We start from the raw sequence: 18,225 nt of genomic DNA, 5'->3' as shown, positions 1-18,225 counted from the left end.
GGGCGGCGGCGCCGGTTGGGCGCGGGCCGCCCGCCGCTGTTGGTGCTGCAGCGAGACTGTCGGCGCCGGGCGTGCAGGCGGTCCCCCCGGCGCCTCACCCCGCTCGACGGGACGCGGCAAGCTCGCAAGCTGACGATGAAGGACCGGTGCGGCATGCAAAGACGCACGCTCCGACCGACGTCGAGCTTGTAGCGTCAGCGAATGGTGCCCCCCTGCTGCAGCGACGGGGACGGCCTCCGGTGCCGCGGGAGTCGCTGCCTGCGTGGTCTGCACCGAGGGCGCCACGCGGTCGGCCTGTGCGCGAGCCGGGCCTGCATGGCCGCCTGCGCCGAAGCGCGCAGCACCCGCCGTCTCTTTCATAGTCGCAGTGCTGTGAAGCATCGATGGCTGCCGGGCAAGCATTCTCTGGGCAGCCGTCCGCTGCGCGAACGCAGGCTTGCTCTCTACGCTCGATTGTCCTGCGGCTGCAGACGTGCGGCGCGGCATCCCGACTGTCGGCGGCTGCTGCCCTGCGGCGACGGCGGGTCCGGTCGGTACGGCCCGACCTGCTGCGGCAGCGGGGCGCGCACCGAGCGGCGTGCCGGAGCGATGCGGCGATCGCGCCTGGGTCAAGGACGGCAGCAGCGTGCCCGGACGCCTGACCGGATCCGAGGACGCACCCGGCGCCGTCCACGGCTGCGCTTCGACTGCGCGCGGTGATCGCGATGCCAACGCAGCCGCCCGGATCGTCCGCCCATCGGCGTGCTGCCGAACGTCTCGCGCAGGCCGAGTCGCTGCCGCAGCCCCGGCGGCTGCCGGAGGCTGCGCGACAGGAGCCGCGTCCTGCCGGACCGGCAACTGCGGCACCGGCAATTGCGGCATCGCTGGATGCGCGGCCAGCCGCAACGTCGGCGCTTCTCGGATTGATCCAGTCGAGCCTTGTAGCCTGGGCGACGCCCCTTCATTCCATTCAGCCGGCGCCCGCTGCGCGGATCGCGCTCCTCTGATCGTTTCAGCTGGCAGCTGTTGCCCGGGCGAGGCTCCGGCAATTGGCCGAGCTTGCCGCTGCCGCGCGAGCGACGCTCCTGCGGCCAGTCGCGGGTGGTGGGCCTGCTGCTGCGAGCGCGCTTGCTCCGCATGGGTCCGAGCCCGCTGCACCAGACTCGGGCGCGCAGCAGCCGAGGTCAAGGCAGTCGGCAGCATGCGTCGTACGGCTGTTGTTGCCGGACTGGCATCACCGACGCGGCGCCCGGGGGATGCGGGCCGCGACAAGGCGAGCTCGCGTGGTACCGGCTTCGCTTCCGCACTCGACATCGGCGCTCCTGCTCGAGCGGGCGGCGAGCGCAGGCCCGCTGTCCCTTCTTGTCTCTCGCGGCTGCCCGCGCTTGCAGGCGATCCAAGCCTGGCAACCGGCTGGAGGCGTGCGGGAGCGGCCACCGACTGAATCGGCTGCACGGCCAAGTCGGCGTGCGCAAGGCTGTCCGGCGTCGCCCTTCGGACGCCGGCCGGCCCCGGCGACAATGGCCACACCGGCGATTGGACGCTGCGTTTTTGGATCGATAGCACCGGCTCGCGCGCAGAAGTACGGGCGCCGGCATCTATACGCGGCTCCGCCCTTCTGCGCGCGGGCGACCAGACAGGAACGCCTTGCGCCATCGCGCGCGGTACAAGTGTCGTACCCGTTCGGCCGTCAGATCGGAGCTCCTCCCCCTGCGCAAGACGCAGCCGAAGCGTAGAGCTGATGAGCATCCTCTGCGATACCCCTCCGGCAATCGACGCTATCGCCGCAGCGCGCGCGCCTGCAGGCGCGCCACCCTGCCATCGCACCTCCGTCGGTGCCTCCCGATGCGCGATTGGCGCGCCTGTGCGAGCAGTCCGCTGCACAGGCAGCAATTGCACTTGCACGCCGTTGGACGGCCTCGCTTGCCAGCGCGCGCTATCCGATATCGGGCGATACGAGGAACCGCCTGCAGTCGCTCGACTGCTCGAGCCAGCCGACGACGGCGACGGCATAGCGAGCGCGGCTGCGGCGACCGGGCCGGGTGGAGCGGCCCGAGCGGCCGGGGCGAGCGCCGCAGCGCGCGCACCCGCTCCGGCGCGCACAGCCTGCGAATGCCTCGTCCGCAGCGGCTGCATAGGTATCGGGATCGCTGCGGTGCGCGGGACGAGTGCGCGGGACGATACTGGTGCTCGGTAGAGGACGGCTGCGTCGTCCGCTGCTCTCCTCGCCGGGAGAGGCCGGCCTTCAGACGCCAGACCGTCTGGAGGCCGGCCGACACGCGCAGGCTCCGACGCATCGCGCAGACGAAGCCGGAGCTGGCTGGCTGGCGCAGGACGGAGCGCAGCAGATGGCGCTGCGCGCTGCGCTCGCTGTAGCAGGGAGCGCAAGCTGCTGCCACGCACCAATGCACCGGCAACGCCTGCAGGAAACGATGGCCGCACTGGCGTCCGGGTCGCCGCCGGGCGTATTGCCACACGCTGCACCAGTTCGGCCCGAGCGGAATTCGCCCGCGATTGCCCTTCCTTGCCGTACAGCGATGATGAGAGCGTCCCTCCGGCAGGCATCATCGGCCTACCTGGCAAGCGGACACCTCCAACCATGTAAGAATCGGCTAACGGCCGATTGCCGTCATGGGCGGCGCCGTCGCTGCGTGCAGAGGAAGCGGCGCCAGGACGGCTGCTTGCGCTCCGTCCAATCGCGGCCTGTCCCACCGACAGCGCCTGATCGCTGTCCACGTTCATGTCGCCGCGAGCGGAGCGACGCGCGCTTTCCGTCTCGTCGGCCAGATGCAGCGCAGCAGCGCCCGAGTCAGCGCTACCGGGCGAAGCCTTCGTGTTCGGGCGCGTCGCTTGCACGCCGCCCGTTTCCCATAGCCGATCCGGCATCTGCCGCCATGCGAGCGGCAGTCGCTCTGCCAGACGGGGATGCTTCAGCGCAATGGCTTGCGGCAAGCGAATGCCCGGCGCTCGAACGGACGACTTATCGTTCACGAGGTCCGCCGCCGTCGCGGGACCAAGAGCCGGCGCAGACCGGGTTACGGGCCGTGGCGGGAGCCAGCCGAAGCTGCCCTTCTCGCCGAGAGCCGACAGCAGCAGCGTACTGCGCCGCTGCAGCAGCTGCAGCGGCCGTACCGGCGCAAGCCCCCAAGCGCCTAAGATAGTCGACGCCTGACCGGCGTCGATGCGCGCGGTGGGCCGCCCATACAAGGAGAGCGCGCTCGCAGAGGTAATCCACGGTTCGCGCGGCGCCGGCTGCTGTGCCGAATAGGCCTTGCCGTGGCGCGCTGCCGGCTGTGCAGCGTCAAGAGACGCGCCTGCAGATTGCGATTTCGGGCGCGCATCGGCCGGGCCTGTAGCGCCCCGCCGCGATGTCGGCCGCGCCTGTGCAGGAGCCGGCGCATTCGGCTGTGCCGTCGACTGCGAATTGGCGGGGCCGGTCTTACCCGCACCCGCTGTCGGATTCGCATTCGCCGCAGCTGTCGTCCTCCTCTGCTGCCCGTCTGACTTTTGCCCCTGCGCCTGTCGGCGCGACGAGGCGCCTTCAGCCTGAGGGAGCGCCGCCGCTTGACCTGCTGCCTCGCTTCGAGCCTGATGAGACCGGGTATCCGAGCGGCCGCGTCCGGGTGACTTCTGGCTCTGCTGCGCATCGTCCGGCTGCGCAGCATGTCCGGTTGCCCGATCGGCTGTCTCGACCGATCGTTGCGCCGACCGAATCAAGCGCTCTTCGCGCTCGCGCTGCGCGGCCGGATGGCGCAGCGTCGGCATCGGCATACCGGCCAGGGACGGCAGCATTTGCGAGGCGGACGGCCTCGCGAATGACTGCGTCGCATCCGGGCCGGCCTGCGCGCGAGATTGCTCCAATTGCAGCCGCAGCTGGCGCACCTCGCGCTGCAGCGTGGTCAGGCGCGCGATACGCTCTGCGCTCGCCGGCCCGGCCTGTGCCGGAGATGTCTGGGATGGCAGATTCAGCTGCAGATTGGTTAATAGCTGCAGCTTGAGCTGCAATTGATACACGATCTGCTGAACCGCCGCAGGGGCTGCGTTCGCCTGGCCAGGCGCGTCCTTGCGGTAGGCAAGCGCGCGATAGCCTCGATCCTGCCTGCGCTCGCTGCGGTATTTGTCGCGGATTCGTCCGGCGAATGCGGCGTTCGTGGCTGCCCGTCGTCCGGCCTGTGCGGTCCGTCCCGCATCAGGCCTGCTTAATCGCATGACACGCATCCTTCACGCCTCCCTTCGCCCCGTTCGAACGATGCCGAGGCTATGCTTTGAAGATCGTTTTGATTCCGTTATGTACAAGTTCAATCGATTCGACGGCAATGTCGCTCTGCGCGGCGTTCAGCTCGGGGCCGATCCATTTGGTCGGGTAAGCTTCAAAAAAATTCCATCTGCAAAGCTCGTCGCCGTCGTAATGCTGCAAAATAATCGAGCCGCTTTTGCGAACGACGGTGCCGCTGGCGACCTGCTGGTACCAGTCCCACAGCTCGCTTGAGCCGGACAATCCGCGCTTCAGCGCGATCGTGCCGAAGGATGTCGATTTGGGAAAACGATGGACGTATCCGTTTACGCCGCCTTCCCGATATTCCTCCAGCTCCGTTTCCGACGACAAGCCGCTGACCTCCGTAAAGCCGCCGACCAGCATGCCGTCCAGCTCCACCCAGAATCGGAAGCTGCCGCTCACGGCATCCGAGCGCATGCCCGTGCCTGCCACGGTCCTCACCTCTTCGTAAACACATCAAAAACGTTGGGCTTCTCCGTATCTTCGCTGAGCTTGCGATTGATCCGGGAGATTTCTTCGCACCATTTGCGCCGTTCCCGATGCTCCATGTTCATTATTTCGTCATGCGACCAGTGAAAATAATACGCGATAAAACCGATTTCCTCGTACAGCCTCTCTTCGGGGTAGCGGGTCGGCGGCTTTACGTTCCGGACAAAAAATCGACGGCCACCTCGAATTCATGCTCGCACTTGGGGCACATCGTTTGCACGCGCGGCAGCTCGGCTTCATTGATTTGATGGTAAAAGTTTTGCAAAAACGCCAGATCCGCAGTAAACAGCTTTTCCACGATTCGCGTATCGATGTGCTTCAAATCGCCCAGCTTGGTCACGACGCGGGTTAGCAAAATGATGCTCAAATAGCTCGGATTCTGCTGCACGCGCTGATCCCGCATCGGCAAAATCTCGTCTGCGGCGGTGGCCAGACGCATCACGCCGCGCTTGTGCAGCGTGCCGCTGTCGTCGACATAGCCGCGCGGCAGCTCGAATTCGTACTCCGTTTGAAATGCCATCCTCCAAAACTCCTTTCATTCGGGCAACCCGCCGTAAACGGAAAACAAGAGAAGCGTGCGCCCGACGCGCACGTCTGTCCCTTGTCTCCAGCTCAGGCCAGTATGCGATTACGCCGTTCTCAACATGCCTTCGTGCGCCAGCTCCAAAAATTCGACGGCGACCTCGGAGCCCATGCCGTTGAAGCTCGGCGCCGAATATTTGGATGGCCACGCTTCGATGACCTGCCAGGTCGCGACATCGTTGCCCTCTTCGTCGATGGCGATGATGGTCACCGTTTTGCGCTCGATGGTGCCGTTGATGCACTCCTGCACCCACTCATACAGGTCCATCGAGTCGGTGGCGCCCCATTTCAACGTAATGTTGCTGTATTTGGCCAGTCCGGGCAGCTTGCGCGGCGTAGTGACATCGTTGCCTTCGCGATATTCGATGACGTCCAACGACGCATCGAAGCCGGACACTTCATTGAAGCCGGCTTGCTCGATGCCTTCTACCTCCACCCGGTATCTAAAATTGCGGTACGGATCATTGCGCTCGCCTGTCATGACAATCCCCTCTCCAGAAATGTTGATGCCTTATGCGACATGCCGCTTGCCTGTTGCGCCGACGCCTACTCGGAGCCGGTTTTTTGCGTGATGCGAAAGACGACGAATTCCGCCGGTTTGACAGGCGCGACGCCGATCACGCAGATCAGCCGGCCGTTGTCGATATCGTCCTGCGTCATCGTCTGCGGACCGATATTGATATAATAGGCCTCCGAGCTGCTCGAGCCGGCCAACGCGCCGTCCCGCCATACGCGAGTGAGGAAGGCGTCGATGGTGCGCTGCACGCGCGCCCACAGCTGCTCCGTATTCGGCTCGAATACGACCCAGTTGGTCCCGTTTTTAATCGATTCCTCCAGGAAGATGAACAGGCGGCGTACGTTGATATATTTCCAGAGTCCGTTGGAGGAGCAGGTCCTGGCGCCCCACACGCGCGTGCCCTGGCCGCTGAAATGACGGATCAGGTTGACGCCGGCAGGGTTCAGGATATCTTGCTCGCCCTTGTTGTACTGCACGTCCAGTCCGACCACGCCGCGCAGCACTTCGTTGGCCGGCGCTTTTTGGACGCCGCGGGTCTGATCGGAGCGGGAATACACACCGGCCACCGTACCCGAAGGAGGCACGAAAATGTTGCGCTTGTCCACCGGATCGAACACCGACAGCCAGGGATTGTACATCGCGCAGTAGCTCGAATCGAAGATGTCGCGATGCGTCAGCACGTCGGCCACCTTTGTTTTGTCGCGCGGAATGTCGAGAATGGCGAAGCGGCTGCCCAAATTCTCGCAATGGGCCACCAGCGCCAGCTGGACGTTCGGATCGGTCACGCCGGGAATCGCCATGATGCTGACCACGTCATTGTCAATGAACGAATGAATGCCCGTCCGTCTGCCCGGTCCGCGATCCTCGCCGATAAAATCACCGGCCGATAAACTGCCGATCGAGCCGTCGCTGCCGTCCGTCAGGACGATATCGTACTTGCCGGCTTCCTCGTCCGCTCCGGTGATGACTTCGAACGGTGCGACAATGCCGTTGTCCGAACCGACCGTCACATCCTGGACCGTCACAATGTTGGAACGCGCCAAAATTTTGTCGACATGATTCGGCGCCGACACGTTGAGGGACAGCTTCTCGAACGTCTCGCTCTCGTCACCGTTGAACACATGCAGCGTGAATTCGCTGGTCGTGAGCACCTTGGCCGGCAGCAGCTGCGTGTCGACGACCTCTTCCTTGCCTTCGAGCGGCTCGGCCAGCTCGATGATGTTATCTTGGGAAGAAATGATTTTGTTGTATTGCTTGCCGTTATCGTCCGAGAACGCCACGATGTCGCCCGGGTTGAAGCCGGCCGAATTTTTCACGCGATAACGTTTGCTTTCACCCGGTGCGCCGAGCACTTCGTAAATTTGCGTCTTCGCTTTGCTGGCCGGCGCAATCGCCAGCCGCACCTGATTGCCCCATGTGCCGGGATTTTTGGCCGAGATCGCCAGTACCTTGGATTCCTCGGACGTATTAACCGCCGGCTTGGCATCCGAAGGCGCGACCCGCATGACATAACAGCGCGACCCGCCATTCGTAAAAAATTGCTCGACGGCATAGGCCAGAAAACGATACGAGCCAAATGCATTTTCCGAAAGGTGAGCGCCAAATTCGCGCAGGAATTCGGCCATGCTGGTGACCAAGAGCGGCACGCCTTCTACCGCCCCGCGTTGAGCCAGACCCATAAAGCCGGCCGTGCTGGTGCTGGCCCCCTCAAGCGGCTGGGCGCCGCTGTCAAATTCCTCTACGTACACGCCAGGCGATAAATATTCTGCCATGTTCCCCGGTTTCGCAATTTATACCCTGGTGATGTGTTTGCCGGATGCCGATTCTGGGTATAAACCTAAAACCAGTTCCTCCTCCCTAAAACTTGTTTATTTAAGGAAACTGATACTCGCGCCGGTCGAGCCGCAATCCGCGATATCAATCAACTTATGTCAGGTGAGCCCGGCCAGACAAGCGCGTCGGGTCCGGATATCCGGCCCTCCGTCAGCTCGAATCGTCCGAGCGGATTCGAGGCCCCGGCCTCGAGGTCCAGCGTCACAAGCGCCGGCAACGGCTGACGCAGCGGCAGTAGGAAGCGGCCGTCCGGTCCGGTGATCGCACAGGCGATCGGAAGCAGCATGCTTCCCCGCTCGCACGGGCTGCTCAGCGGTCCGCGAAGGAAGACGCCGCCGGGATACGACTCGTCCACGATGACGTCCTGCGCCGCCCCGTCGCTACGCGCACGGATGCGATAACGGTCGCCCGGGCAGAGCTTGCCCCGAATGGCCGTCACATCGATCGCCGCGGCGCCGGCGGGTGCCGCCTGGACCAATCGCGCGCGCACCGCCCGCTCCTCAATCAGGCAGCCGCGCACCTCGGCGCCCACAATCGGCGCGCCGTCCGCATCGACAAGACGCGAGCGCAGCGCCGTCGTACCGGCGGGAAGCGCGGCATCAGGCCGCGGATACAGCACCAGCGTAAAAATCGGATGCAGCGGGTCGAGTCGTTCGATATCGACTGTGATCACGCGCTCCAAAAAAGCTGCGGATTCTACCTGCAAGCGTACTTGTCCGCTGGGCAAGTCGGTAAAAGCCAGCCAACCGCCGGGCTTGGCAATCGGCCGTCTGGTATGTAGATCTTGTACGGCAACGCGAACCGGCGCGCGCCGCCCCGGAGGCTCTCCGGTCACGGCGTCGATCAGACGCAAGACAAGCGAGCAGCGTGTGGTGGCAATGCGCATCTGGCGTGCTCCTCCTAGTTGTCGTCTTTGTCCTGCAGACGGATTTCGCGCTCAATGACGCGACTCGCCTTGCGTGTCCGGGTAGAGTCGAGGAACACCGGTCCGACGCGGAGTACGAGAGACATCTTGTAGGGCGCGTCGCCGAAATTCCAGAACCCGGTAAGCGTGTCCGACGCAATGCTCTCCACCGCGATCTGGATCTCCTCGCCAGATTCGGCCAGGCCGCCTTGCAGCAGCGGTCCGCGGATCACGGCATGGTCGTGCAGCAGCTGCAGCGCGCGCCCTAGCATGCGATGCTCGTCCAGCGTCCGGGACTGCATGTCCGCGGCGGAGTGCGCCGTCAGCAGATAATGCAAATTGATGGCGAGCGGCGGGTACTGCAGCTCACCCGTCCCCAGCGGCTGCATCTGCGTACGTCTGGACTCCCCGTTCTCCTTAATGTTGAATAAATAAAGCGACAACGACAGATCGCCCTTGTCGGCGGGAGAAGCCATTCCGATCAGCTCGGGCTGAGCGACCGGCTCCGGCGTCATCTGGTCGCGCAGCAGCTTGATCAGCGTGGACCCGACGTCTGCGATGACCGTATAACCAGCGATGAATGTCCCCTCCTTGGCTGCAGATGCCTGAAACCTCGCATCCTTCAACATTTTTCAACACTTTTATTATAGCGGCAAAAGGACATGATGACTATCCTATTTTTTCTATTTTAAAACGGTTTTGCGGCAAATCTCGGCCTTTTCAGGACTTTGCTCCTAATCGTATCCTCCCCATTGGTCGTTTACGAGAATTTTTCCTGTTTTTTTTAATTCTTGCTTGGCTCCGGCTACGAAATGACGCATTCCGATCGGCTGATCCTCGGCTGCAGCGAGGAAAGCCGCGGTCACTACGATGTTTTTGATGCCGCCGCCCGCCATTTCCAGCTTGTCCGCCAAATAGCCGAAGTCCACGTCCTCGCCAAGCGGCGCTTCCGGGGGAACCATCGTGCGCCACAGCTGCTCCCGATGTTCGGCGTCCGGAAACGGAAATTTGACGACCAAATTGATGCGCCGCATAAACGCCTCGTCGATATTTTGCTGAAAATTGGTCGCCAAAATCGAGATCCCCTCGTATTCCTCCATTTTCTGAAGCAAGTAGGCGGTTTCGACGTTGGCGTATTTGTCATGGGCGTCCTTGACCTCGGATCGCTTGCCGAAAAGCGCGTCGGATTCGTCGAAAAATAAAATGGCGTTGGACTTGCCGGCTTCCTCGTAGAGCTCGTGCAGGTTTTTTTCGGTCTCGCCGATGTATTTGCTGATCATTTGCGACAGGTCGATTTTGTAGACCTCCAGCTCGAGTGCGCCCGCCACCACTTCGGCGGCCATCGTCTTGCCGGTGCCGGGCGGCCCGGCAAACAGCATGCTCAGCCCTTTGCCGTACGAAAGCCTGCGGTCGAAGCCCCAATCGCCGTATACTTTGGCGCGAAATTTGGCTTGATAGTAGGCTTGTCTGAGCAAGTCCTTTTGCTCGGAAGGGAGAATCAAATCTTCGAAGGTGTGGCGCGGAAACAAACGCCTCGCCTTGCGTTCAAGGCGATGATCCATCTGTGCCAGCGCGCCCGCCCGCAGATGCGCTTCCTCGATCTGCGTCGCGCCTTCCCAGCGCGCCTGCTCCTCGGCCTGAGCCGAGGCAGCGATGATCTGACCGGGGGTGAAGCGGTAAAGCTCGGCCAAAGCGCGCCAAGGCAGGGGATGCGTCCAGCCCCGCGCAGCCGCTTCGTGCGACCAGAGCCGTTCGCGCTCTTGAGCCGAAGGAATGTGCGCCTCGCAAGCGAAGACGCGCCCGCCCACCGCAGGCAGCGCCGTGAGGCGCTTGGTCTGCTGCGACAGCCAGCAGACCAGGCCCTCAAAGCCGTTGAGCGCGCGTCTCCACTCGGCTAGCAGCCACGGCGATTCCTCCTGCAGCTGCTCCCACTCCGCACCATAATCGATGGCCAGCACCGCGCCGGTCAGCGTCGCCTCACGCACGATGCGGCGCAGCAGGCTGCGGACTTGACGCCGCTCGGCGCCGAGCGAGCCGCCCTCCACGACGAGCAAAGGCAGCTCCAAATCCCCGCACAAATGTCGCAGCAGCAGTTTTTTTCCGCTTCCTTTCGGCCCGTGTAGCAAAACAAACAACCCCTTGTCCGCACCGATCCCGACAGCCGAAGGGGCGTCCGACGTATCGAGCAGACGCTGCAGCCGCTGCAGCGTCTCTTGTCCGACGAGCAGCGCAGGAGGTGTCTCGCCGGGCTCGTACAGGTGCGTCACGCCATCCAGCATCGGATCGGCAGACTCGTCGTGCAGCAAAAAACGCACGATGCGCTCGTCAAGGCGCAGCGGACGGGTCAGCAAATGCGCACCGCGGCCGCCGTCCTCAGCCTCCTCCAGCAGGTCTCGAATCAAGCTGCCATCTGCCGCCAGCGCCGCCCGCACCTGCGCTTCCGGCAGCTCCGCCGAGCCGCCTTCGAGCACCGAGACGAGCTGTGCGCTCAGCCCGAGCGTCGGCGATTTGCTCGTGACGTCGTCGTTCAGATAGCCGTAGAGCTTTTCGAATTTGCGGTCAAGCTCGACCGCGAGCGAGACGATCACGCAGAGCCGCTCGGTCTCGCCGAGTGCGAATCGCTCCGCGAGCACATCCAAGGGCAGCCGAGCCCCTGCGCGCGCCGTCGCCTCGAGCCGGTCGCCGATATACAGACCCCACTGACCGATGATGTGGGCCAGCCGCTGCAGCTCCTCCGGCAATTCGTCCTGCACACCGTCCGAGTGTCCGAGTAGCCTCACGACCTCCTCCTCGGTGACCATGAGGCCGCGCATCGGATCGAACGGATGCTCGCCGTTCAATTGCTTGTACTGCAGCAAGTATTGCACCGCCAGCTCAAGCCGCTTGAGCTCGTCCGCCCAGTATTGACCGCTGAATTCATAGTCGGGCCTTGTCATGACGCCCCCTCCTTGCTCGTTCGTTGGTTGTTGCGGATGCACAGCACCGCGATGTCGTCGGATTGCGGCCAACCGCCGGCATATCTGGACACGTCGCGCACGAGACCGGACGCCAGCTCCTCCGGCGATTCGCTCGCATGCGCCTCCAGATAGGCCTCCAGGCGCGCCATCGCATACTGATGCTGCTCCCGATCCTCCGCCTCGACGATGCCGTCCGTATACAGCACGAGTTGCTCGCCCGGATGCATCGTCAGCTCGACATCAGCGTAGGCCGTGTCCGGCCAGGCGCCGAGCGGAAGACGCTTGACCGTCTCCAGCCGTCTTGCCTTGCCGGAGGCATCGAGCAGCAGCGGCGCGCAGTGTCCGCCGTCGCTGAGCAGCAATCGCCCGTCCGAAAATCGCAGCACCCCGCAGAGCACCGTGGCGAACTGTGTCGGTTCGTCGCGGCACAATAAGGCGTTGACGTGCGTCAGCAGCTCGGACGGCGTCATGCCGGGGCGCATCGTGCCTTTAATCAGCGTGACGGCGGCCGCCATGAACAGCGCCGCCGGCACGCCTTTGTCGGAGACGTCCCCGATGGCGAAGAACAGCTCCTCGTCGCCGAGCAGCTCGTAGTGGTAAAAATCGCCCCCGGCCTGCCGCGCAGGCAACAGCAGCGCAGCCGCCGCGCAGCCGCCCGTTTGGGGGATCGGCTGCTTCGGCAAAAAGCTGAGCTGAATTTCGCCTGCGAAGCGCAATTCGTTCTCCAGCGTATTTTTTGCCATTGTCGTCTGTTCCAGCGCATCGAACAAACGCGCGTTCTCCAGCGCAACCGCAATCGGAGCGGCAACGTGGGCGAGCAGAGCCTGATCCGCTGCCGAGAAAGGATGGCTGCCGCGCTTGTTCAGCACCTGGAGCACGCCAATCACCCGGTTTTGGCTATAGATCGGGACACAGAGCAGATTGCGCGTCTGCACCCCTGTTTTTGAGGCTACGCGCGAGGACCAGCGCGGATCGGCCGCCGGATCATTGAGGATCACAGGCTGTCCGCTCTCCGCTACCCTGCCCGCGATTCCCTCGCCAGGGCTCAGCCGGATCTCCCGTATCTCGTCGCCGCGCTCGCCGAGCGCGAGCTCAAAATACAGCTCCTGCGTCTGCCGATCCACAAGCAGAATCGACGAGGCCTCGGCATCGGTCACGCGCGCCGCCGTGTCCATGATCTGCCGTTGCAGCTCGCGGCCGTCAAGCGTAGAACCGAGCTGCAGGCTGACCTCGAACAGCAGCTCGGTGCGCCGCAGCTTGCGTGCTGCCCGGGCATAGGCCGTCAGCGCGAGCAGGAGTCCGACCGCCAGCACGCAGGCCCCCCATGCGCTCACGCTCATCGCGCCGCTCCCGGATGCGGCGCTCGATTCATTGCAGCTCCTCCATCGCCGCCGCGGCGCTATCGCGCACCTCCAGGAGGCTGAGGAAGCCCGACATCTCGAGCACTTCCCTCACCTGCGGGCTCGGCCCCGCAAAAAGAATGCGCTGCTGCTTGCTCTTCGCTTGCTTGACTGCCATCAGAATGACGCGCAGACCCGCGCTGCTGACATAGCCAATCGCGCTCATATCAAAGACAATTCCCGAGTAGCCGGCATCGGCCACTTCCGCAAGCGCACGCTCGACCTCCGCCGAGCGGACGCCGTCCATGCGGCCTTCGGGCCGCAGCAGCAACGCCCCGCCATGCCGTTCACGGTGTATGTTCATTCCGCATTCCCTCCTCCTCGTGCCTCATCGTCAACTGAAGAATATTGATGCCCTCCTCGCGTGAATAGCGAATCTCGTCCATCAGGCGCCGCACGAAATGAATGCCCAGTCCGCCGACCGGCCGCTCGTCCAGCTTGAGCGTCGTATCGGGCGTCTGCACCTCGAGCGGATTGAAGGCTCGGCCGTCGTCCCGTACGGTCAGTCGCACTTCGCCCGGCAGCGATTCCGCGGTCAGCACGATCTCGTGCTCCCCGCCCTCCGGATAGCCGTACGTAATGATGTTCATCACGATCTCCTCGCACGCCAGCGACACGCGAAACACCTGATCCTCGGTAAACCCGCAGGCCCCGCCGAAGCGGCCAAGCGCCTCGTGAAGCTTTTCCAGCTCCTCCATTCGATTCATCAACCGCAGCTTGAGCGCATGCGGTCCGCGCTGTTCGTATCCGGCCATTGAACGCCTCCTGACCCATTCGTGATATGATGTAAACAAAGACGCAGGACATCCTGCAAAGGAAGGAGCACCGACCATGCAAATCATCGCCATGCTGACCATGCTGATCGATCACCTCGGCATCGTCTTTTTTCCCGGCGAGCAGACGTGGCGCATCATCGGGCGCATCTCGTTCCCCCTCTATGCCTTCGCGCTGGTGCTCGGCTACTATCACACGTCCAATATGCGCCGCTACCTGCTGCGTCTGGCCGTCATCGCGCTGCTGGCGCAAATCCCCTATATGCTCGTGCTTGACGCAAGCGGAATCAATGTCGTAGGCGCGCTGCTGCTCAGCCTGCTCGTGCTGCTGGCGTTCGACCGGGTGCGCGGCTCCGTGGCCGGCGTAGCCGCCGCCCTGACGGCTGCCGTGCTGCTGGAGGCCCTTAATTTCGACTACGGCTATTACGGACTCGCGCTGGTGCTGATCTACCGTTACAGCCGCTCGCACCTGCAGGTCGCGCTGCATCTCGCGCTCAATCTGCTCGCGGTCTGGGACAAGGGCTGGGTCATTCAAATGTTCAGTCTGGCGACGACGCTGACGCTCGTCTATACGCCGCAGCTGTACCGCGCCGCCGACCGTCTGCGGCCGCCGCGGTGGGTGTGGCGCAGCTTTTATCCGGGCCACCTGGCGCTCCTCGCGGCATGGCTCATGATCGCGCATTAGCCGGACGTCTGGCCGCTGAGCTGGCCTTGACGGGCGGCGGGCGGCGACGGCAGGCGCTTTTTCGCCCAACCGTCGCCCGGCCGCGCTTGCCCGTCTCAGCGCAGGTGCGTCATTAATCGTCTTTTTTTTGCATAGCGGCCTTGAGCGCATCCCCCAGCGAGGCGGTCAGCGCAACGTTGTCGCTGAACTGCTCGACCAGTTGTTGCTGCTGCCGGCGCATGGCCTTTCCGCCGCCCTTGGCCTCGCCATCCAGCTTTTCCACGAAGTTGCACGGGCGGCACTGCGCGTATTTGCCCGCCTTGCCGTCGCGAATCTCCATTTTCTTGCGGCATTGCGGGCATCGGCGGTTGGAGAGGCGCGGCTCCGCCGACTTGCGAAATCCGCATTCGCGGTCGGAGCAGACGAGCGTTTTGCCGCGCTTGCTGCTCACCTCCATCATCGGCTTGCCGCACTCCGGACAGCGCGAGCTCGTCAGATTATGCGGCTTGTAATCCTTCGTCTCCCGCTTCACCTCGCCGACCCATTCGCCAGTCTGACGCCGGATGGCCGCCATGAAGCGTCCGGCGTCTCCTTGACCCCGCGATATCCGTTCCAGCTCCCGCTCCCAATCCGCCGTCAGCTCCGCGCTGCGCAGCTGGTCTACGACGAGCTCATACAGCTGCTTGCCCTTGGCCGTCGGGACGAGCCTGCTCCGCACGCGCTCGATCGTCGTCGTGGCGAGCAGCTTCTCGATGATGTCCGCGCGCGTCGCAGGCGTGCCCAGATGATGCTTCTCCATCAGCGTCAGCAGGGCGGCTTCGGTGTAGCGCGGCGGCGGCTGCGTACGGAGCTCGCGCAGTCTGGCGCGCTTGACGGGCAGCGCCTGGCCCTGCGTCAGCGCGGGCAGCTGCTGCCGCTGGTCCTCCCGCTGCGGCGACGCGTCCTCCTCGTCGCCTTCGTCGTCCGCCGGCGCCGAGCTGCCGTACACCTCCTTCCAGCCTGCATCCCGCAGCACCGTACCGCGCGCATAGAAGCGATCGCTCCCCGCCTCCAGCACGACGCTCGTCTCGTCGTAGCGGCACACCGGGTAGAAGAGCGCGATGAAGCGCCTGACGATGAGGTCGTAGAGGCGCCGCTCCTCGGGCGTCAGCGCCGACAGATTGACGTACTGCTCGGTCGGGATGATCGCATGATGATCGGTCACCTTGCTGTCGTCGACGATCCGGCGCCCGGTCTGCAGCGGACGCCGGAGCAGACGGGCGGCGAGCTGAGCGTACGGCCCGACGGCGACGCTCTCCAGCCTTCCCTTTAGCGTCGGCACCATGTCCGAGGTCAAGTAGCGCGAATCCGTACGCGGATAAGTCACCAGCTTGTGCTGCTCGTAGAGCCGCTGCAGCACGCTCGAGGTCTGCTTGGCGGAGTAGCCGAGCCGCTTGTTGGCGTCGCGCTGCAGCTCCGTCAAATCATAAGCTTGCGGCTGTGGCTCGGACTTTTCGGTCGTCTTCAGCCGGACGACCCGAGCCGCTCGACCCGCGATGCGGGCTTCCAGCCGCCGCGCCTCCTCGCGGTCGCGCAGCCGCCCGTCGTGCTCGTCGCGCGCGCGCCAGAGCGCCTGGAATTCGCCGAAATCGGCGTGTACCGTCCAATACGGCTCCGACTGGAATTCGGCGATTGCGGCCTCGCGCGCCATCATCATGCCCAGCGTCGGCGTCTGCACGCGGCCGGCCGCGAGCTGCGCGTTGTACTTGCTCGTCAGGGCGCGCGTCATGTTGAGCCCGATCAGCCAGTCGGCCTCCGCCCGACAGACCGCAGAGGCGTACAAGCCGTCGTAGTCCTTGCCGGGCTTCAGTCTTTGGAAGCCTTCCCGGATCGCCTGATCGGTCTGCGAGGAGATCCAGAGCCGGCGGAACGGCTTGCGCCATTTGACCAGCTCCATGATCCAGCGCGCCACCAGCTCGCCCTCGCGACCGGCGTCGGTGGCGACGATCAATTCGCCGAGATCGTCACGTTTGCACAGCTGTGCAATGCCGCGGAATTGATGCGACGTCTCCTTCATGACCTTCAAGCGCATCCGCTCCGGCGCGATCGGCAGATCGTCGAGATTCCACGTCTTGTATTTGGGATCGTAATCCTCGGGCTCGGCCAGCGTCACCAGGTGACCGAGCGCCCAGGTCACGACATATTGCTTGCCTTCGTAATGATGCTTCTGCTTTTGTCCGCATCCGAGCACGCGGGCGAGTTCCTTCGCCACGCTCGGTTTTTCCGCCAGTACCAGCGCTTTCATCCTTCACCTCTCCCAATTGTCGCTTGTCTCTTCGATTATCAAGCAAGCGGCCCTGCTTGTCAAAAAAAGAAACGGCGCGTCTCCCTTTTCAGGGAACGCACCGTTTCGATAGAACCGCTCGAAGCCCGAACGGCGTTATTTTTTGATCAACACCAGGTCCGGAGCGAGCTCCCGAATGACCTCGGGCGTCTCCAACGCTTCGTCGCGAGCCAGCGGGGTAATTGCATATGCATGCATCAAGGATGCGGGATAAGCGTACATGTGATTGGCCAGCATGCGCTTGTCCGTCATGCGCGGATCGAGCCAGCTCTCGCGCTCGGTCTCGTCCATGATGACCGGCATCCGGGTATCGTAGCCGGCGACGAGCCGATTGGCCATCGTCGTCATGATCGTACAGGTCCGGTGCAGGCGGCGGTGCTGATCGTAGCGCTCCTCGTACAAGCCCGCAAGGGCAAAAACCCCTTGGTTCGGAAGCACGAAGCGTACCGCCCGGCTCGATTTTCCCTCCGTTTTCCAGCCGTAAAACCCGCTGCAAGGCACCAGACAGCGCTGGCGCTTGACAAGCCGTTCAAAAACGGGCTTGCCGCTCACCGAATCGTAGTCCGCGTTGACGGAGTCCTTGGCCCAGAACGGGAACAGCCCCCAACGAGCCTCCACGATGCGCCGCTCCTCCGGCCCGCCAATCACAATCGGAACATCCTGGGTCGGAGAAATATTGTAGCGCGCTTTGGGCGCATCGGGCAAATTAAGCATGCGAAAGCGACGCTGCAGTTCGCTGGACTCGGCTATTAAAGAATAACGCTGGCACATTGTAGGAAACCACCTTTTGTTTTCCTACATTATCCGCAATCCCGGCCAAACTATGCATGGCTTTTGTATTCTCGTCCTGCCTTTCATTGTCCTCATTAGGCATACGCGATATAATGGAAAGGAGTTTTCGAAGGGAGAGAAATCGATTTGCCATCCGACGAACACCGGGAATCGATCCACCAGCGTCACGACACATCGTACCGCTTCCTGCTTTCAAGCAAAAAGATCTTTGTGGAGCAAGCTGCTCCGCTCCTTTGTTCACAAAGGATGGGTGAAAGCCATCACGATCACCTGCAACAATTTATAGCATGGATGGCCAACATCCTTCTTCAGAAATTACCTGAACATGAGTCCCAAGGCGAAACGGTTCGCGCCGTTCTTCGGCAGCGCGGCCAGTTTCGTTCCGCGAAATTGAGCAGCTTCGTATACATGTAAAACGTATATTTTGCTCAATTTCAAGTGCAAGCGTTTATTCAGAATGCGAAAGGAGATGCAGCGATCATGGGCTTCGAAAAAGTACTGGATGATATTAAGCGGGAGGGCAAGCTTGAGGGCAAGCGGGAAATCGCCAAACGTATGATTGATCTGGAAATTGACAGCACCCTAATCGCAGCAGCCACCGGCTTCACGCCCGAAGAAGTGGAGGAGTTACGCAATCGCTTGCCTTAACGACACAGGATTCTCGCGTATATGGACGGACAAGGCGAAACGAGCAAGCCGTCTTTTATGGCGCAACTCGTTTCGTTCCGAGACTATC

At 63.1% G+C, this 18,225-nt stretch carries 17 protein-coding genes; 3 read left to right on the top strand and 14 right to left on the bottom strand.

The features are described from left to right. From IDH44_RS12935 to IDH44_RS12885, 12 genes are all read right to left on the bottom strand, one after another. Window positions 1–4,197: hypothetical protein (locus IDH44_RS12935; protein ID WP_190918236.1), on the bottom strand; the 4,197-nt coding region annotated here is incomplete at its 3' end. A 40-nt stretch (window positions 4,198–4,237) separates the two neighbouring features. Next, complete coding sequence (locus IDH44_RS12930) at window positions 4,238–4,687, bottom strand: phage tail protein (RefSeq protein WP_317890176.1); 450 nt, start codon at window positions 4,685–4,687, stop codon at window positions 4,238–4,240. A 5-nt stretch (window positions 4,688–4,692) separates the two neighbouring features. Then, a complete protein-coding gene (locus tag IDH44_RS27185; protein ID WP_397326772.1) occupies window positions 4,693–4,932 on the bottom strand; it encodes a DUF6760 family protein in 240 nt (79 codons plus the stop codon). Continuing rightward, complete coding sequence (locus IDH44_RS12925) at window positions 4,896–5,264, bottom strand: phage tail assembly protein (RefSeq protein WP_190918235.1); 369 nt, start codon at window positions 5,262–5,264, stop codon at window positions 4,896–4,898. Before IDH44_RS12925 ends, IDH44_RS27185 begins: the two co-directional genes overlap by 37 nt. Window positions 5,265–5,372: 108 nt before the next feature. Then, on the bottom strand, window positions 5,373–5,807 hold the full coding sequence (locus IDH44_RS12920) for a phage tail protein (protein WP_190918234.1): 435 nt from the start codon (window positions 5,805–5,807) through the stop codon (window positions 5,373–5,375). A gap of 65 nt (window positions 5,808–5,872) precedes the next feature. Further along, window positions 5,873–7,615, bottom strand: coding sequence for a phage tail sheath subtilisin-like domain-containing protein (locus tag IDH44_RS12915; protein WP_190918233.1), 1,743 nt, complete (start codon window positions 7,613–7,615; stop codon window positions 5,873–5,875). Window positions 7,616–7,764: 149 nt separating this feature from the next. After that, on the bottom strand, window positions 7,765–8,562 hold the full coding sequence (locus tag IDH44_RS12910; protein WP_190918232.1) for a hypothetical protein: 798 nt from the start codon (window positions 8,560–8,562) through the stop codon (window positions 7,765–7,767). A 14-nt stretch (window positions 8,563–8,576) separates the two neighbouring features. Continuing rightward, the gene (locus tag IDH44_RS12905; protein ID WP_190918231.1) at window positions 8,577–9,209 is read right to left on the bottom strand and encodes a DUF4255 domain-containing protein; all 633 of its coding nucleotides are present in this window, start codon (window positions 9,207–9,209) and stop codon (window positions 8,577–8,579) included. A gap of 105 nt (window positions 9,210–9,314) precedes the next feature. Next, window positions 9,315–11,516, bottom strand: a complete 2,202-nt coding sequence (locus tag IDH44_RS12900; RefSeq protein WP_190918230.1) for an AAA family ATPase — start codon at window positions 11,514–11,516, stop codon at window positions 9,315–9,317. Then, window positions 11,513–12,877 (bottom strand): PP2C family protein-serine/threonine phosphatase, encoded by a 1,365-nt coding sequence (locus tag IDH44_RS12895; protein WP_190918228.1) that lies wholly within the window; start codon window positions 12,875–12,877, stop codon window positions 11,513–11,515. The genes IDH44_RS12900 and IDH44_RS12895 overlap by 4 nt, the downstream gene beginning before the upstream one ends. A 28-nt stretch (window positions 12,878–12,905) precedes the next feature. Next, entirely contained in the window at window positions 12,906–13,241 is a 336-nt protein-coding gene (locus tag IDH44_RS12890) for an STAS domain-containing protein (protein WP_190918227.1), read from the bottom strand. Next, a complete protein-coding gene (locus tag IDH44_RS12885; protein ID WP_190918225.1) occupies window positions 13,225–13,692 on the bottom strand; it encodes an ATP-binding protein in 468 nt (155 codons plus the stop codon). Before IDH44_RS12885 ends, IDH44_RS12890 begins: the two co-directional genes overlap by 17 nt. 76 nt (window positions 13,693–13,768) lie before the next feature. On the opposite strand from IDH44_RS12885, the gene IDH44_RS12880 reads away from it, so the two are divergent. After that, window positions 13,769–14,395 (top strand): TraX family protein, encoded by a 627-nt coding sequence (locus tag IDH44_RS12880; protein ID WP_190918224.1) that lies wholly within the window; start codon window positions 13,769–13,771, stop codon window positions 14,393–14,395. 112 nt (window positions 14,396–14,507) lie between these two features. Here the strand turns inward: IDH44_RS12880 and IDH44_RS12875 are convergent, their stop codons facing one another. Together IDH44_RS12875 and IDH44_RS12870 are read right to left on the bottom strand one after the other, a co-directional pair. Continuing rightward, window positions 14,508–16,658 carry a DNA topoisomerase III gene (locus tag IDH44_RS12875; RefSeq protein WP_190918222.1) on the bottom strand — a complete coding sequence of 717 codons (2,151 nt, stop codon included), beginning with the start codon at window positions 16,656–16,658 and terminating at the stop codon, window positions 14,508–14,510. A gap of 135 nt (window positions 16,659–16,793) precedes the next feature. Then, window positions 16,794–17,468 carry an SOS response-associated peptidase gene (locus tag IDH44_RS12870; RefSeq protein WP_190918221.1) on the bottom strand — a complete coding sequence of 225 codons (675 nt, stop codon included), beginning with the start codon at window positions 17,466–17,468 and terminating at the stop codon, window positions 16,794–16,796. Between the two features lie 147 nt (window positions 17,469–17,615). Here IDH44_RS12870 and IDH44_RS12865 point away from each other — a divergent pair, with 147 nt between their 5' ends. Together IDH44_RS12865 and IDH44_RS12860 are read left to right on the top strand one after the other, a co-directional pair. Continuing rightward, complete coding sequence (locus IDH44_RS12865) at window positions 17,616–17,903, top strand: hypothetical protein (protein WP_190918259.1); 288 nt, start codon at window positions 17,616–17,618, stop codon at window positions 17,901–17,903. Window positions 17,904–17,969: 66 nt separating this feature from the next. Then, the gene (locus IDH44_RS12860; protein WP_190918219.1) at window positions 17,970–18,137 is read left to right on the top strand and encodes a hypothetical protein; all 168 of its coding nucleotides are present in this window, start codon (window positions 17,970–17,972) and stop codon (window positions 18,135–18,137) included. Window positions 18,138–18,225: the final 88 nt, after the last annotated feature.

Origin of the sequence: Paenibacillus sabuli (genome assembly GCF_014705605.1) — a bacterium.
Lineage (GTDB): Bacteria > Bacillota > Bacilli > Paenibacillales > Paenibacillaceae > Paenibacillus_D > Paenibacillus_D sabuli.
The sequence above is the reverse complement of the archived record's forward strand: the minus strand, read 5'-3'. Positions and strand labels throughout refer to the sequence as shown.

Excerpts from the sequence above, each read along its gene's own strand:
- IDH44_RS12925 (WP_190918235.1), bottom strand. The coding sequence starts at position 5,264 with ATGGCATTTCAAACGGAGTACGAATTCGAGCTGCCGCGCGGCTATGTC.
- IDH44_RS12920 (WP_190918234.1), bottom strand. The coding sequence starts at position 5,807 with ATGACAGGCGAGCGCAATGATCCGTACCGCAATTTTAGATACCGGGTG.
- IDH44_RS12915 (WP_190918233.1), bottom strand. The coding sequence starts at position 7,615 with ATGGCAGAATATTTATCGCCTGGCGTGTACGTAGAGGAATTTGACAGC.
- IDH44_RS12910 (WP_190918232.1), bottom strand. The coding sequence starts at position 8,562 with ATGCGCATTGCCACCACACGCTGCTCGCTTGTCTTGCGTCTGATCGAC.
- IDH44_RS12905 (WP_190918231.1), bottom strand. The coding sequence starts at position 9,209 with ATGTTGAAGGATGCGAGGTTTCAGGCATCTGCAGCCAAGGAGGGGACA.
- IDH44_RS12900 (WP_190918230.1), bottom strand. The coding sequence starts at position 11,516 with ATGACAAGGCCCGACTATGAATTCAGCGGTCAATACTGGGCGGACGAG.
- IDH44_RS12895 (WP_190918228.1), bottom strand. The coding sequence starts at position 12,877 with ATGAGCGTGAGCGCATGGGGGGCCTGCGTGCTGGCGGTCGGACTCCTG.
- IDH44_RS12890 (WP_190918227.1), bottom strand. The coding sequence starts at position 13,241 with ATGAACATACACCGTGAACGGCATGGCGGGGCGTTGCTGCTGCGGCCC.
- IDH44_RS12885 (WP_190918225.1), bottom strand. The coding sequence starts at position 13,692 with ATGGCCGGATACGAACAGCGCGGACCGCATGCGCTCAAGCTGCGGTTG.
- IDH44_RS12880 (WP_190918224.1), top strand. The coding sequence starts at position 13,769 with ATGCAAATCATCGCCATGCTGACCATGCTGATCGATCACCTCGGCATC.
- IDH44_RS12875 (WP_190918222.1), bottom strand. The coding sequence starts at position 16,658 with ATGAAAGCGCTGGTACTGGCGGAAAAACCGAGCGTGGCGAAGGAACTC.
- IDH44_RS12870 (WP_190918221.1), bottom strand. The coding sequence starts at position 17,468 with ATGTGCCAGCGTTATTCTTTAATAGCCGAGTCCAGCGAACTGCAGCGT.
- IDH44_RS12860 (WP_190918219.1), top strand. The coding sequence starts at position 17,970 with ATGGGCTTCGAAAAAGTACTGGATGATATTAAGCGGGAGGGCAAGCTT.